This window comes from Candidatus Omnitrophota bacterium (genome assembly GCA_030688425.1).
Lineage (GTDB): Bacteria > Omnitrophota > Gorgyraeia > Zapsychrales > JANLHA01 > JAUYIB01.
This window is the reverse complement of record JAUYIB010000016.1, coordinates 185,099-200,768: the sequence shown is the minus strand read 5'-3', so window position 1 is coordinate 200,768 and position 15,670 is coordinate 185,099. Positions and strand designations below refer to the sequence as shown.

14 protein-coding genes are annotated in these 15,670 nt (G+C 55.2%); all 14 read right to left on the bottom strand.

What is annotated here, in order from left to right; translation table 11 throughout:
• Positions 1-68: 68 nt before the first annotated feature.
• Complete coding sequence (gene lnt, locus Q8Q08_06725) at positions 69-1,628, bottom strand: apolipoprotein N-acyltransferase (protein ID MDP2653710.1); 1,560 nt, start codon at positions 1,626-1,628, stop codon at positions 69-71.
• Positions 1,628-4,609 (bottom strand): preprotein translocase subunit SecA, encoded by a 2,982-nt coding sequence (secA, locus tag Q8Q08_06720; GenBank protein MDP2653709.1) that lies wholly within the window; start codon positions 4,607-4,609, stop codon positions 1,628-1,630. The genes lnt and secA overlap by 1 nt, the downstream gene beginning before the upstream one ends.
• Before the next feature lie 3 nt (positions 4,610-4,612).
• Positions 4,613-5,741 (bottom strand): peptide chain release factor 2 gene (prfB, locus tag Q8Q08_06715; protein ID MDP2653708.1). Its coding sequence is split into 2 segments (ribosomal slippage): positions 4,613-5,671 and positions 5,673-5,741, totalling 1,128 coding nucleotides; the frame shifts between segments, so codons are not numbered across the junction.
• A 154-nt stretch (positions 5,742-5,895) separates the two neighbouring features.
• On the bottom strand, positions 5,896-6,732 hold the full coding sequence (locus Q8Q08_06710) for a hypothetical protein (GenBank protein ID MDP2653707.1): 837 nt from the start codon (positions 6,730-6,732) through the stop codon (positions 5,896-5,898).
• A 55-nt stretch (positions 6,733-6,787) separates the two neighbouring features.
• The gene (locus tag Q8Q08_06705; protein MDP2653706.1) at positions 6,788-7,474 is read right to left on the bottom strand and encodes a hypothetical protein; all 687 of its coding nucleotides are present in this window, start codon (positions 7,472-7,474) and stop codon (positions 6,788-6,790) included.
• Positions 7,475-7,584: 110 nt separating this feature from the next.
• On the bottom strand, positions 7,585-7,719 hold the full coding sequence (locus tag Q8Q08_06700; GenBank protein ID MDP2653705.1) for a hypothetical protein: 135 nt from the start codon (positions 7,717-7,719) through the stop codon (positions 7,585-7,587).
• Positions 7,720-8,015: 296 nt separating this feature from the next.
• On the bottom strand, positions 8,016-8,639 hold the full coding sequence (locus Q8Q08_06695; protein ID MDP2653704.1) for a class I SAM-dependent methyltransferase: 624 nt from the start codon (positions 8,637-8,639) through the stop codon (positions 8,016-8,018).
• A 9-nt stretch (positions 8,640-8,648) separates the two neighbouring features.
• Complete coding sequence (locus Q8Q08_06690; protein ID MDP2653703.1) at positions 8,649-9,467, bottom strand: nucleoside phosphorylase; 819 nt, start codon at positions 9,465-9,467, stop codon at positions 8,649-8,651.
• A 66-nt stretch (positions 9,468-9,533) separates the two neighbouring features.
• On the bottom strand, positions 9,534-10,130 hold the full coding sequence (locus Q8Q08_06685; protein ID MDP2653702.1) for a class I SAM-dependent methyltransferase: 597 nt from the start codon (positions 10,128-10,130) through the stop codon (positions 9,534-9,536).
• Between the two features lie 48 nt (positions 10,131-10,178).
• Positions 10,179-11,138 carry a CDF family Co(II)/Ni(II) efflux transporter DmeF gene (gene dmeF, locus Q8Q08_06680; GenBank protein ID MDP2653701.1) on the bottom strand — a complete coding sequence of 320 codons (960 nt, stop codon included), beginning with the start codon at positions 11,136-11,138 and terminating at the stop codon, positions 10,179-10,181.
• Positions 11,139-11,293: 155 nt separating this feature from the next.
• Positions 11,294-12,373: a PilT/PilU family type 4a pilus ATPase gene (locus Q8Q08_06675; protein ID MDP2653700.1), complete on the bottom strand. Its 1,080-nt coding sequence runs from the start codon at positions 12,371-12,373 to the stop codon at positions 11,294-11,296.
• 42 nt (positions 12,374-12,415) lie between these two features.
• The gene (locus Q8Q08_06670) at positions 12,416-12,712 is read right to left on the bottom strand and encodes an MGMT family protein (protein ID MDP2653699.1); all 297 of its coding nucleotides are present in this window, start codon (positions 12,710-12,712) and stop codon (positions 12,416-12,418) included.
• A gap of 55 nt (positions 12,713-12,767) precedes the next feature.
• Entirely contained in the window at positions 12,768-14,009 is a 1,242-nt protein-coding gene (locus tag Q8Q08_06665; protein MDP2653698.1) for an excinuclease ABC subunit UvrC, read from the bottom strand.
• A 9-nt stretch (positions 14,010-14,018) separates the two neighbouring features.
• Positions 14,019-15,590, bottom strand: coding sequence for a murein biosynthesis integral membrane protein MurJ (gene murJ, locus Q8Q08_06660; GenBank protein ID MDP2653697.1), 1,572 nt, complete (start codon positions 15,588-15,590; stop codon positions 14,019-14,021).
• Positions 15,591-15,670: the final 80 nt, after the last annotated feature.

Genomic DNA, 15,670 nt, shown 5'->3' with positions numbered 1-15,670 from the left:
GAGCGATATCCTGAAGCGCCACGACGACGGCCGTTGGCTCTATGCCTCGCTCGTCCCGCGAAGCGGGATTAGCGGTTAATTCCGGGACCCGGTTTCTTCCGTCTCAGTTCTCCGGTGATGATACCCCATAGTATAACTCCAAAACAGAAATATGTAAAAACATCTCCGGATTTTGTATAAAATGTCTTTCCTCCTGAAAATCCGACGTCCGCCACGGTCACGCCGTCCACAAATGTCTTCTTCCCGTTGGATTCCAGATATTTATAGATCTTGCCTGTTTTGCTGATGAAACAGCTCACGCCCGTGTTCGAGGCCCGCACCAGGGCCCTGCGGTTCTCCACCGTGCGAAAAACCGCGGCCTGCAGGTGCATGAACGGGGCCTTGGTGTCCTGAAACCAGGCGTCATTGGTGATGTTCACCAGCAGCCGGGCCCCGGAGTTCACAAACTCCCGCGCCAGCCGCGCCATCGTGTCCTCAAAACAGATCAGCACCGACAGGGTCTGCCCTTTCCCGTCGGGAATCGTGAACACGGTCTGTTTCCGGCCGGCCGTAAAATCCTCGATCGGCACGATCTCCTCCAGAAACGGCCAGGCCCTGCGCAGGGGCAGGTACTCCCCGAACGGGACCAGGTGCAACTTGTCGTATTGGGCGGTTTCCTGCCCGGCGGAATCAAAAAGGACCGCGGAATTGAAATACGAATCCCCGATCTTGGTATGCGCCCCGAACAACAGCGGCACCTTAACCCCGGCCATGAATTGCTTCATGTCCTCATACAGCGCGGGCGAATCCCAGATGTACCCCGGATACGACGTCTCCGGCCAGATGATCAGATCCGGCCGGGTTTCCGCGGCCCTGAGCGTGAGCTCCTTCATCTTCTCCATGTTGACCGGCCAGGCCGAGCTCTGCCACTTCATCTCCTGCGGAATGTTCGGCTGGACAATGGCGACACGCAGGGTCGGGTCCGGTTTCGCGGGATTGAGGCGAAACACCCCGTAAACCAGTACGGCCGCCAAAATCATCGCCAGCGTCAGGCCGGCCTTGCGCGATTCCCGCCGGCCGCCGGAGGGACGGAGTGTTTCCTTGATCGCAACATTCGCCATCAGCACCAGAAAAGAAACCCCGAACATCCCCGTGATGTCGGCCATCTGGATGACCGGCAGAAAAAGATATTGCGAATGCCCCAGGCTCGCCCACCCGAACCCGCTCAAAAACCGGTCGCGGATGAATTCCAGGGCCGTCCACAGGGCCGGATACAAAAAAATCTTTTCCATCAACGGGCGTTTCCGCCACAGGGAGTGCCCGAGGGCGAACAGCCCGATATAATTCGCGAGGAACATCACCAGCAGGGCCATCCCGAAGCCGGTGACATGCATCAGCCAATACAACGTCCCGCCGAAAAACGCGCAGCCGAAGACCCAGCCGAGCCCGTAAGCCGCTCCCGGCCGTTTGCCGTCGAGCGCGAGCAAAAGCGGGACAAGGCCGAACCAGGCCAGGGGCCAGGCATCGGTCTTGGGATAGGCCAGGACCATCAGCCCCGCGGAAACCAGGGCCAGGGACAGATGCGCCAACAGGGATTTGATACGGACGGATAACGGAAGAGAAACGGGATCGGACGATTTTGCTTTCATCAGGCGCCGCAGCACTTCTTGTACTTTTTGCCGCTCCCGCAGGGACAGGGGTCATTGCGCCCGACCTTGGGGCCGCTCTTGTGGATGGGCTGGGGCGAAGCGACCGGCTTCGGGGACATGTCCGGCATCTGCGGCCCGGCGGACGGCGCGGGGGCCGAACTGCCGAGACTTGTGTAATCCTTATGCACGAACTTCCACGGCATGGACGCGAACACATTGCGGGGCCGCTCCTGGTCGCGGGCCACGGCCTGGATCTTGAACAGGGTCTCCACCACTTCCTGGTTCACGGACTCATACATCTCCTGGAACATCTTGTACCCCTCGCGCTTGTATTCGATCAGCGGATCGCGCTGGCCGTACGCCCGCAGGCCCACGCCTTCCTTGAGCTGGTCCATGGCGTAAAGATGTTCCTTCCATTTCGCGTCGATATTGTTCAACAGGATGATCCGCTCCAGCCGGCGCAGATGCTCCGGCGGGATCTCCTGCTCCTTGGCCTCGTAGCGTCCGAGCATGCCCTTCATCACCAGGTCCTCGATCTCCGGACGGGTCATGCTGGTGCGCATGGCCTCGCGGTGGGCGGAGATGTCCAGGTTGAACCGCGTCTTGAGCGCGGCCTCCAGGCCCTCGATGTCCCACTCCTCGGGCTTGTCGTCTGAAAAAATGTGCTGGCTGACCGCGGCAAAGGCCTCGTCCTCGATGGCGCGGAGGACCCGGTCTTTGACGTCGCCGCTCACCAGGACCGCGCGGCGCAGGCCGTAGATCGCCTCGCGCTGTTTGTTCATCACGTTGTCGTATTCCAAAAGCTGCTTGCGGATCTCGAAGTTGTGGGTCTCGACGCGTTTCTGCGCCACCTCCAGGCTCTTGCTCACCCAGGGGTGCTCGATGACCTGGCCTTCTTCCATGCCGAGGCGTTCCATCATCCCCATGATCCTCTCGGACCCGAAGAGCCGCATGAGATCGTCCTCCAGAGAGACGTAAAATCTCGACGAGCCGGGGTCGCCCTGGCGCCCGGAACGGCCGCGCAGCTGGTTGTCGATGCGCCGGGACTCATGGCGCTCCGTGCCGATGACGTGCAGGCCGCCGGCCTCCACCACCTGGTCGTGCTCCTTCTTGACCTGCTCGCGGAACTGCTCGAGAAATTTCTTGACGGTGGCCTGCCTCTGCTCGGCGTCCTCCACCTCCTTGAGCTGGGTCTCGGCCAGGCTCCGGGCCAGGAACTCCGCGTTGCCGCCCAGAAGGATGTCGGTCCCGCGGCCGGCCATGTTGGTCGCGATCGTCACGCCCTTGAACCGCCCGGCCTGGGCCACGATCTGGGCTTCCAGCTCGTGATATTTGGCGTTCAGGACCTGGTGCGGGATGCCCTTCTTCTTGAGCATGGACGACAACAGCTCGGACTTTTCGATCGAGATGGTGCCGACCAGCGCCGGCTGGCCGTGCTTGTGGCAGGCCTCGATCTCCATGACCACCGCCTCGAACTTCTCGCGCCGCGTCTTGTAAATGCAGTCCGTGTGGTTGATGCGCTTCAGGGGGCGGTTGGTGGGGATGACCACGCAGTCCAGGTTGTAGATCTCCTTGAACTCGTTGGCCTCGGTGTAGGCGGTCCCGGTCATGCCGGAGAGCTTTTCATACATGCGGAAATAATTCTGGAACGTGATCGTGGCCAGGGTCTGGTTCTCGCGCTCGATCTTGATGCCCTCTTTGGCCTCGACGGCCTGGTGGAGCCCGTCGGACCACCTGCGGCCGGGCATCAGCCGTCCGGTGAACTCGTCCACGATGATGACCTCGCCGTCGCGCACCACGTAATCCACGTCGGCCTTGAAAAACTCCTTGGCCTTCAGCGCCTGCAGGATGTGGTGGCGGTACTCGATCGTGTCCATGTCGTGCAGGTTCGCGACCCCGAAGAGCTTCGCCGTCTTCTCCTCGCCCGGCTCGGTCAGGGACACGGACTTGTTCTTCTCGTCCGCCAGGTAATCGTACCCCGTCGTCAGATCCACGTTCTTGTATTTGGCCTCGATCTCCTCGCGCTCGGTGATGCGGCGGCCCTTGAGCTTGATGGCGGCCTCGTTGGCGCGGTAATATTTGTCCGTGGACTCCTCGGCCGGGCCGGAGATGATCAGGGGCGTGCGCGCCTCGTCGATCAGGATGCTGTCCACCTCGTCCACGATCGCGAAATGGTGCCCGCGCTGGACCATCTCCTCCTTGTATCCGACCATGTTGTCGCGCAGATAATCGAAACCGAACTCATTGTTCGTCCCGTAAGTGATGTCACTGCCGTAGGCGGCCCGCCGCTCCTGCGCGTCCATGTCGTGCTGGATCACGCCCACGGTCAGCCCCAGCGCTTCATACAGCGGCCCCATCCAGTCGCGGTCGCGCCTGGCCAGGTAATCGTTCACCGTGACCACGTGCACGCCCTCGTCGGCCAGGGCGTTCAGATACGCGGCCAGCGTGGCTACGAGCGTCTTCCCTTCGCCGGTGGACATTTCCGAAATGTTGCCTTCATGGAGCGACATCCCGCCGACGAGCTGGACGTCGAAGTGCCTCATGTTCAAAAATCTCAGGCCGGCCTCGCGCGCGACCGCGAAGGCCTCGGGCAGAATGCCGTCCAGGACCCGCCTCCGGGCCTTTTTCAGGTCCTTCCGGGCCTGGGACAGGCGGTTCTCCTGGTCCTGCCGGTCCGCGTCCGGCGGGGCGTTCTTCAGATCGTCCTCGATCCGGCGGAGCTCCTCGAAGGGCTCTTTCATCCCGTCCTGGTACCGCTTCCGGAACTCGTCCGTCTTCAAGCGCAGGCCCTCGTCCGTCAATTTCTGCGTCTCGGGCTCCATGGTGTTGATCCGCGCCACCGTCTTGGCCATGCGCTTGATCATCTGGACCGACGGGATAGGGAGCTCGGGATGGAAAAAAATGACCGGTTTCGGGTCCAGCCGGTTGACGGCGGCCTGGGCGCTTTTCACAAAAAATTTTCCGATAAAAAAATGCAGCACGGCTTAATCCTTTTCCGGGAGGTCGTCGTCCCCGCCGCCCGCCTGGGGCTTTTGGGTCAGAAACGCCTCAATGAACATCTCGATGTCCCCGTCCATGACCTTCTGGACATTGCCTGTCTCTGCCTTGGTGCGGTGGTCCTTCACCATCGTGTAGGGGTGCATCACGTACGAACGGATCTGGCTTCCCCACTCGATCTTCTGCTTCTCCCCGTATTCCTTGGCCATGCGCGCTTCCTGCTCCCGGCTTTTCTTCTCGTAAAGGCGCGCGCGCAAGACCTTCATGGCCGTCTGCCGGTTCTGCAGCTGAGAGCGCTCGTTCTGGCACTGGACCACGATCCCCGAAGCAAGGTGCGTGATGCGCACCGCCGAGTCCGTGGTGTTGACGCTCTGCCCGCCCGGGCCGGACGAACGGAAAATGTCGATCCGCAGGTCCTCGGGCCGGATGTCCACCTGGATATCGTCCTCGATCTCCGGGATCACGTCCACCGAGGCGAACGAGGTGTGGCGCCGCTTGTTGGAGTCGAACGGCGAGATCCGCACCAGCCGGTGCACGCCCTTCTCGCTCTTCAAAAGCCCGTAGGCCATCTCGCCCTCCATCCGCAGGGTCACGTTCTTGATCCCCGCTTCTTCGCCGGCCAGAATGTCGATGGTGCTGACCTTAAACCCCTTGATGTCCGCGAAGCGGGCATACATCCTCAACAGCATGTTCGCCCAGTCGCAGGACTCGGTCCCGCCGGCGCCGGAGTTGATGCTCACGATCGCGTTGTTGCGGTCGAACTCGCCGGCCAGGAACGCCTTGACCTCGATCTGCGCGACTTCCGTCTTGAGGTCCGCCAGCTCCGTGAGGATCTGAGAACCATAGGATTCATCCCCGCCGGAAAGCTCTGCCAGCTCCTTCAGATCCGCGAGCCGCCTGACGCCCTTCTGGAACGGGTCAACACAGCCCTTGAGATATTTGAGGTCCCTTAACGTCTTGTTGGCGTGGTCGCTGTTGTCCCAAAAATTCGGGAGAGACATCTGGTCCTGGATAAATTTGATCTGTTCCAGCTTTTTAGGAAGGTCAAAGAAACCCCCTGAGCTGCTCAAGCTTCCCTTCCAGCTCCACAATGATCTGTCGAATATCGTCTTGCATGAAGGACTATACTTCCTCTCAATGGCAAATATTGGGGGATATTATAACACGGTGCCCAACGACGGCCTACGGGTATTTTTGAACGAAGCCATACGACGGGGCCTTGTCCCAATTGGGGTTAGGGGATAAATGGGCTTGGCTAAATAAGTTATTCCTATGTGCCAACGATATCTCGAGCGTTTTTTGCACCCAAACGTTCTTTATTAAATTTTACAAGACATTTGCCATAGTCGTTAAGTTCGTGCATAAGCTTATTATATTTTTCTAGCATTACACCCAGTACTTGATTTTTTTCTATCTCCAACTTATTTTTTTCTAAAAGAATCTGCGTTGAATATGGCAGCACCCCAATTAATCTACCCAAAAGAAGATGTCCCGCTTTCATGCTAAAACTCGGCAAATAAGAAAGCTCCCCGTTTTCATTCTGAAAAAAACGCACCCCAAAATAGCTCGGATGAGCTGCCTTGCTATACAACCTGAAATCAGTTTCATAATCGAAATTGAATAAGTATTTTTTGCCCCTCCTATTCAATTCGTCTATTATGGTTTTTTCTGAAAATTTCTTTCTCCAATCAACGTCCTTATACGTGTTGAACTTCTCCTTGCTCCATTCCTTGATCAAGTTGGGATTGAAGTACAAATACCATAACATCAGGACATCGAAAGACAGCGTCCTGTATATGGTCCAACCACTTCCGTAAAGCCCAAGATTGATCAAATGTCGTATTGACTCACTATTATGTAGGATCTTCACACCCAACCGCATGAAAGCATCATAAAATTCATCTTCATCCCCACCATGGATAAGATCATAAACATACCCCATGGAATCAAAATGAATAGATATCGCTCTCTTAAAAAAAGAATAGTCTCGCTTGTATGCCCTATTTGTGTACTTATTTGCTATTTTTTCATTTTTCAAAAATTCTTCATAATCAATTCTTCTTTGTGCCCAAACTGATTTATTGCTGCCCCTTTTGAACTTAAACATTGACATAATATTAGAGAAAATTTTAGTTTTACTTCCAGCCCATTTGCTTGTGATTTTATTTATTATTCTCTTTTAAACCAACTAAACATTTTTCAAATACCTTGAGTATAAATTCTGGAGGAATAGAAAAATCTGGCAATGAATCCTGAATATCCATATAAAAAGGCCCATCGAAGCGACTTGATAAACTGTCCCACAATTCATCAAATTTACCTTTATGAACACCTTCGCATCGGTATTTACTATACAAAATCCCCCCGTAAGTAGAATCGTAAAGACATTTTAATAATGCTTCTGAAATAATATTGCAGTTGCAAGCCTTATCGTTACCAAACTTTAAAATGTCGACGATTACTTCAGGCAAACATTTATCTTTTTTGATGCATTCGCTAGAACCCGAATAATCATATTGGCAAAAGTTTTGGTCAATATATCGTTGAACCTTTTCATAACATGTTGCGCACATCTTCTGCCTTAGGTTCTCCCCCGTTTCAACTTTCTTGAATTCAGCTAAATTTACCTTATCCCATCTAAAATCATCAACTTCACCATATGAAAAGATTAAAGCTAGAAATTTTTGCTTTGTTCCAGTCCCTTTCATAAACAGATTACCCAGTGCATCTATATAGCATAGCGCCAGAATTGCTGTTTCAAATCTATTGCCAGAATCCAACAGCTTTCTCAAGCTCTTTAACTTCTCCAAAAAGTATGGTTCAACGTCAGTAAATTTATATTTACGCATCTTTGCGGGACTCATTTTATTTTAAGGAGAACTTATAGTGGCGCCTGGTGCCATGAGTTGCATGTGGACAAACACAAAGCAGGTTCAACCTACGCAGTTGGCCTAGGGACTTACTTCTCGAACCGCTTCACGCCTTTCAGCTCCAGGTCGAAATCGTCCTTGCTGTCGGCGAACTTCCGGGCATCTTCCTCAAGCACGATCCCTCGCTTGACCAGGTCGACCAGGGACTTTTTGAACGACTGCATCCCGAACATTTCGCCTTCATCGATGAAATTCTGGATCTCCTTGGAGTTCCCCTCCCGGAGGGTCCGCCGTTTCGCGTTCGTTCATTTGTCAACCGAAACTTTTAATGTATGCCTTTTTTGTTATAACTTATTACTCCACAAAATATTGTGCCGATTTTCACCCTCTATCGAGGTGGTATCAAAAAGCGTAAAATCGAAAAATGCTTTTAACATAAAAGCGGCTATCTTTTTGAAACTTAAAACGTTACAAATATTTATACATGTCTATCATAACATTCAGCTCTTTGCCAATTTTATCAATCTGCAACCTTCCTAAAATAACAATACGTAAATTTTTGTTCTTTCCCCCCGGGCGTCATATGCCCCTCATTGACAGATTGAACAAATTCAAACGCATTGCCAAGCGCATTATTTATTTTTTCAGGGCTGTAGCGTTCGACATCAAGACCGCTGCATTTGAGCGGGCCATCAATAGAAAATGCGGCGATAATCACATGTCCGCCGGGATTCAATGCCCTTTTCATATTTTGGACATATTTTTCCCGGTCGTCTTCATCAGTAAGAAAATGGAAGACCGCCCGGTCATGCCAAAGGTCATATTTTTCTGAAGATTCAAATTCTGCAATGTCGGCCTCAATCCATTTCACGGCTCCTGCCCTGTTTCCCAATCTTTTTTTGGCATAGTCCAGCGCCTTTGACGAGACATCAAGAACTGTCAAATCCCCAAACCCCTGGTCCAGCAGTTTATCAACAAGCACGGATGCCCCGCCGCCGACATCAATTATTTTGCCTGCACGGTTTACTCCTGTCGAAGCAATAAGCCTAAGAGATACGGCGGGCTCAAGCTGATACCAGCTGACTTCCGCAGGTGTTTTGTTCGTATAGACGTTTTCCCAATGACTTTTTCTATCAAAGCTCATGACTCCCCCCTATTTCTCAGGTTTCATGTCCCGGGTCGACAACCATTTTTGGGCAGTAATGGAGATGACCGCTAAAGCATCCTTACTGCCGCCTGCGGCACCTTTCTCAAAGTCTCCGCTTCCCTTGCCCATTTCATTCGTCACATGGGCAAAACATATAACATTTTTTTTCTTGGCTTTTGAAAAAGCGTACAAGGCAGCAGCCTCCATTTCAACAGCGCAAATTCCTTTTTTTCGATAACTTTCAATCGCTTTGGCCGTCTCCCGAAAAGGGGCATCAGTTGTCCAGGTAACCCCAAAACACACTGAAACCGGAGACTGGCGGAAAGCATCCTTTATCATATTCAAACACAACCCGCCCATCTCAGAGTATTCAGATGCCGGGAGGTAGTGATAACTCGTCCCTTCATCTCTTGAAGCCTTCTCGATAACAACAAAATAAGGAAGTTTATCCAAGGGACGAATTTGCCCCGCTGACGTAACGCTAATTAAAAATTGACACCCAGAGGCAAAAAGTTCCTCAGCAACCAATACGGCAAACGAAGAGCCAACCGCACACCCGACAATCCCAAAAGTCATGCCATCCATCTCAAAATCATAAAGCTTTGAATGATAACAGGCCCAATGAGGATTCAAAAAACATTTGTTCTGTTCTATCAAGTTGCGCACGATATCCCCGTCAGGGTCAAGAACACAAATCTCCGGAACTTTCCCCGAAGGAATATCCCGCTGCCGCCGCGCCTCCCGAAGTAAATTTTCAGGAGAAAAAACCGAGGCCTCATCATGCTCTTTATGACACAGGATTGGGGGAAGACTCCGAACCGTCATAAAAACTCGCCCGTTTTCTTTGCTTCCTCAAGGGCTCTCTGTATCTCATCCGCAACATAGCTCATTTCATCCTCTGTATTGAATCTCCCCATGGCCCCACCCTTTCCTCATGACAATCCCATAATGGTATGGCTTCAAATCATGCCGTTCCGGGTCGACAAAGCCGGAAGCCGCCGCCCATGCGACGCACTGCTCCGGTTTCGGCCGGATCTCCAGGGAAGGCCCCCGCGGCGTTGCGGGATCATAATTCCAATGGATAACGCCGAGCCGCCCTGTTCCCCGAAGGATTCTCGAGGATTCCCTCAATAATATCTCCGGATGTTCAATGTGAAGAATATTAAAAAGCATGACATAGTCGACGCTCTCATCCTCCAACCCCGTCCCCTTCGCCATAAAATCGCGAAGGATTGTTTTCACGTTCCGCAGGCCGGCTTTCTCCGCCTCCCGGTCCGTCTCGTGAATCATGTCGGCCTCGATGTCAAACGCATAAACGGTGCCCGTCACGATCCTTGCCGCTGGAACGGTGAAAGTACCGTAACCGCACCCGAATTCCGCGACATCCTTCACACGCCCGTCGACCCGCATGATTTTCAATGCGTCCTCGGGGTTGAAAAATCGCCCCCAGACCTTCTTCCCCGGCATGCCGCTTTCTCTGCCCTTCATTTTTCTCTCCCGAATATCCTGACAGGCGGCCACGTTAATCATTGAACCTCAATAATGGCTCGGCATTCTGGAATCTTTCCTGTCGGGGCACTGATGAACCTCAACCGTCACATGCGCAAGCCCAAGGTCAGATGGAAGCAGTTTTTTATAATACTCCGGCGGTTCAGGATGATGGGTAACGATCGAAATGATAACCCCGTAAAGATTGGGGCCTATCGTCCAGAGGTGCAAGTCGGCAATCCGGTTATCGTCTTCATTTTCTATTCTTTTCTTAATGATTGTTTTGATTTTTCCCGGTCCTTCTTGATCCAGAAGAATGGCGCTCGTGGCCTGCAACAGTCCCAAAGACCATCGGCATACCAGAATGGCGCCCACAATGCCCATGGCAGGGTCCATCCAGATGAGGCCAAGATATTTTGCCGTTAAAAGGGCGATGATGGCCAAAATAGATGTCAAGGCATCAGCCAGCACATGAAAATAAGCGGATCTTAAGTTATGGTCGTGGTGATGGCCATCATGGTCATGATGCTCATGCCCGTGAGCTTGATCTTCTTCGTGGCCAAGGATCAATACGGAAGCCCCGTTTATCATTAATCCGATGATGGCAACCAGAATAGCCTGGTTAAAAGCAATAGCAACAGGATGAATGATCCGTTCAACGCTTCCCCATGCCATCATCAAAGCAAAAACCGCGAGAAGGACAGCGCCCGTGAACCCTCCCAGGGCATTGACTTTTCCCGTCCCGAAGCTGAACCGCGCATCATGGGCGTGGCGCCGGGCATAAATATAAGCATAAAGGTTAATGATCAGGGCCGTCGCATGAGAGGCCATGTGCAGTCCGTCGGCAAGCAAGGCCATGGATCCCAAAATAAGGCCTGCCACAATTTCAACGACCATCATCGTGCCGGTCACGGCAATAACAATAGACGTCCGGCGTTCCCCTGAGCGTTTAAGCTCTTGGCCAAAAGTGTGCGCGTGCTGCCATAAATGAAGGTTCTCTTCGTGCATAATTTTATAAAAAGATTTACATAAATTATCAAAACTTCAATGTGCTATCGCATGAACCGGCTCCAGCGGTCACCCATAAATTTCCACAAAAACTTTCACTCGCCCCTCCAGGGGAACTGACGTGCAGATCCGACCTGCGAGGTCGCCTCGGGGGCTTACTTCTCAAACCTCTTCACGCCTTTCAGCTCCAGGTCGAAATCGTCCTTGCTGTCGGCGAACTTCCGGGCATCTTCCTCCAGCACGATCCCCCGCTTGACCAGGCCGACCAGGGACTTTTTGAAGGACTGCATCCCGAACATCTCGCCTTCGTCGATGAAATTCTGGATCTCCTTGAGGTTGCCTTCCCGGATAAGCCGGGAGATGGTGGGTGTGACCACCATGGACTCGTAGGCCGGGACGCGGCCGGGCTTGTCGAAGCGGGGCACCAGCCGGATCGAAAAGATCCCCTTGAGGATCAGCGACAGCTGGGCGCGGACCTCGTCGTGCAGGTACGGCGGGAAAAAGTTGACGATGCGCGTGATGGTCTGGGTCGCATTGATCGTGTGGAAGGTCGTGAGCACAAAACAGCCCAGTTCGGTCGCGTGCATGGCGGCGTGCATGGTCTCGACGTCGCGGGTGTTGCCGATGAAAATGATGTCCGGGCTCTGCTGGGTCACGTGCTTGAGCGCCGACGGGTAATTCGGCACGTCGATCCCCAGCTCGCGCTGGTTGACGATACATTTTTTGTTCTGGAACAGGAATTCGATCGGGTCCTCGATCGTGACGATGTGCTTGTCGTATTTGATATTGATATATTCCAGCATGCTCGCGATCGTGGTGGACTTGCCGCTGCCGGCCGGCCCGCAGACCAGGACGATCCCCGTGGCCCGGTCGCAGAGCTGGCGGAGCAGCTCCGCCGGGAGGCTCAATTCCTCGAACGTCTTGAACTGCTGGTGGACGTGCCGCGCGACCACCGCCGGCGTTTCGCGCTGCATGAACACGTTGAGGCGGAACCGGCTCTTGTCCGGCTCTTCGTGAATGAAATCAATGTCCTGATTTTCCGCGTAACTCGCCTTGCGCTCCGGCGTGGCCAGAAGCGTGTCCGCGACGGACGCCATCATCTCCCGGGTCAGGACCTCCGTGGTCAATTCCTGGATGCGGCCGTTGATCCTCGCCCGCGGAACGGAATTGGCGGTCAAAAACAAGTCCGAAGCCCCCTGGTTGGTCATCATCTTGAACAGTTCGTGGATATTCATGGCTCTGCCCTCTTGGATTGTCCCGGTTAAATTTCGGAAAATTCAGCGGACGCTCTTCAGGCCTTCCGCGATTTCCTTTTCTTTCGATAAAAGCCGCCCCTTCTTCGTCCCGTAGCGTCCCGCGTATCCGCCGGCCGTGCCGTCGGACTTGATGACGCGGTGGCAGGGGATGATGAGCGGATACGGGTTCTTGCGCAGGGCCTGCCCCACGGCCCGCACCGCTTTGGGCCGGCCGATCTTCCGCGCGATCCACTGGTAAGACCGCGTCTCGCCGATCGGGATGTCCAGCGCCGCCTTCAAGACCTGCCACTCAAATGCCGTGAGCCCTTTGTCTTTCATCGCCTCTTCCTCTCCATTCCATACCCCGCCACAACCCCCGGGGTTGTGGTGGGCATTAGTCCGATTTAAGCGCGTGTTTGCCCCGTAACAGCCGGTGATACGACACCGCGAAGCGGTGGGCCTCGTCGCGGATCCTCTGCAAGAGCTGCAGCCCCAGAGAATCTTTCGCCAGGATGACCGGATTCCGCTTCCCCAGGAGAAAAATCTCCTCTTCTCTCTTGGCGAGTGAAACAACCGGAATTTGGACTTCCAGCTTTTCCAGTTCCCCGCAGGCCGCGGAGAGCTGGCCTTTCCCGCCGTCGATCACGATGAGGTCCGGGAACATCAGCCCCTCGGCCTTCAGCCGGCGGTAACGCCGCCGGACCACCTCGGCGATCATCTGAAAATCGTCGATCCCGCCGACTTCTTTGATGCGGAACCGCCGGTAGTTGTTCTTGTCCGGGCTCCCGTTCAGGAACGACACCATCGAGCCCACGGCCTGGCGGCCCATGATATTGGAAATATCGAACGCCTCGATCCGCTCGGGCAGGCGCGGCAGGCCCAGCGCCCGCTGGAGCTGCTCGGCTTCCTTATAATAGTTGACGTCCCCGGTGCCGGAGTACAGCGCCCCGATCGCGCGGATCTGGTCGCGGACCTTGGCCGCCTCCTCAAAGCGTTTCTCCCGGACGAGGGCTTCCATGTCTTTCTTGAGGTTCCGGTAAAGCTCGTCCTTCTTCCCCTCCAGGATCAGCCGCACGCGCCGGATGTTCCGCAGATACCCGTCCCGGCTGATGTTCTGGATGCACGGCGCGTCGCACAGCCCGATGTGATAATCCAGGCAGGCCTTGTCGGGAAACGGCTCGCAGGTGCGGAAATGGAAGATCTTGCGGATGATGGCCAGCGCCTCGCGGACCAGCGTCACCTCGACGTAAGGCCCATAATAAATGCTCCCCCGCGCCTTCACCCGCGGACGGCAGACCGAGATTCTCGGGAATTCCTCGCCGGTGATCTCAATGAACGGGTAACTCTTGTCGTCGCGCAGCTCGACGTTGTATTTCGGCTGATACTGCTTGATCAGGCTGGCCTCGAGGATCAGGGCCTCGGCCTCGCTGTTCGTGGGGATGTGGGCGATGTCCCTGATCGCCGCGGCGAGGAGGTCTGTCTTGGAAAATATTTTCGTCTTGCGGAAATACGACTGCACGCGCTTGCGCAGGCTGACCGCCTTGCCGACGTAGATGACGGTCCCTTCGCCGTCCTTCATCAAATAAACACCGCTGGTGAGCGGCAGGGCGCTGATTTTATCCTTCACGTCCGCCATGGTCCGCCCTCAACCGCGCCGGAAGACCCAGTTCAGGATCTTCCTCGCCTGCTCGACCCCCAGAACGCCGCAGAGCCCCTGGTAAAAAACGATCCCGCCGCTGCCGACCACGGCGAACTTGACCAGCTCGCTCGGAAAATGCCAGAACGCCCACGCCTCCCAGACCGCGACGCCGGTCAGCGTCGTGGCGAAAAGGACCTTGGCGATAAAATTGCGGAACTCCGCGTTGAACCCGCCGAGCCGCTTGTCCAAAAGGTAAAACAGGATGAGGAAATTGACCGTGGCCGCGACCGCGCCGGCCATGGCGATCCCCATGACCTTCATCGGCCAGATCAGGACAAAATCCAGGACAACGTTGATGAACAGGCACAGCGCCGCGACCTTGACCGGGGTCTTGGTGTCCTGCAGGGCGTAAAAGACCGCCACCAGCATCTTGACCCCGCCGAAACTGAACAGCCCGAAGCCGTAAAACAACAGCGTCCCCGACGTGATCACGGTGGAATAGGCGTCGAATTCCCCCCGCTGAAAAAGGATGCGCACGATCGGCTCGGCCAGGATGATGGTGAGGATCCCGGTCGGGAACATGATAAAAAAATTGTTTTCCAGCGAGAACACGATCGTTTTCTTGAGCCGGCCGAGGTCATTGGTCGAGAACAGGGTGGACATGGTCGGCAGGGCGGCCGAGGCCATGGACAGGCTGAAGATCCCCATCGGGAACTGGATGATGCGGTTCGAGTAATACAGCGCGGACACCCCGCCCGGCCCGACGATGTGCGCCAGCGACGCGCAGAACGTGTCCACCAGCACCGTGATCTGGTAAATGCCGGACCCGAACAGCCGCGGCAGGAACAGCCGGCCCACCTGCTCGGCGCCGGGGTGCCGGAACGTTTTCGGCCAGCGGAACTTCATCCCGGTCTTGGCCAGCGCCCTCTGCTGGACGAACAACTGCAAAGCGCCCCCCACCAGGGTCCCGACGGCCAGGGCGTAAACCGGGTCAACGCCCAGAAACGGGCTGGCCAGCGCGCTCACGATCATCGCCAAATTCAGCAGGCACGGACTGAAGGCCGGGACGGTGAACATCTTGAACGAATACAGGACCGCCATGCTGTAGGCCGTGACCCCGATCAGGATCAGGTAGGGGAACATGATCCGGGTCAGCCGGATCGTGAGCTCCATCTTCCCTGTCTCCACCGCGAACCCGGGGGCGATCACCTTGACGATGAGCGGGGCAAAGATCATGCCCAGGATGGTCAGGGCGCTCAGGGTGATGAGCCCCATGGCGAAAATCACGCTCACGAAATTCCAGAACTCCTGCCGCTCCTTTTTGATCAGATACTCGGAAAAAACCGGGACCACCGCGGAATTGGTGGCGCCCTCTCCCACCAGGTCGCGTAAAAGGTTCGGGATCTTGAAGGCCACAAAGAACGCGTCCGCCCGGACGCCGGTCCCCAGGATCCGGGCCAAAATGACGTCGCGGATAAACCCCAGGATCCGCGAGGCCAGCGTGCCCGCGGCGATCACGGAGCTCGACCGGATGATGGCGCTGTGGGAATCGGGGTGGAGCGATTTATCAGTTGACATCCTGCAGGCCCTTTGCTATATTACTGACTTTCCTGAACCGGACGAATTCCGGCTGCCGCCCAACAATACCATCAAGGAGT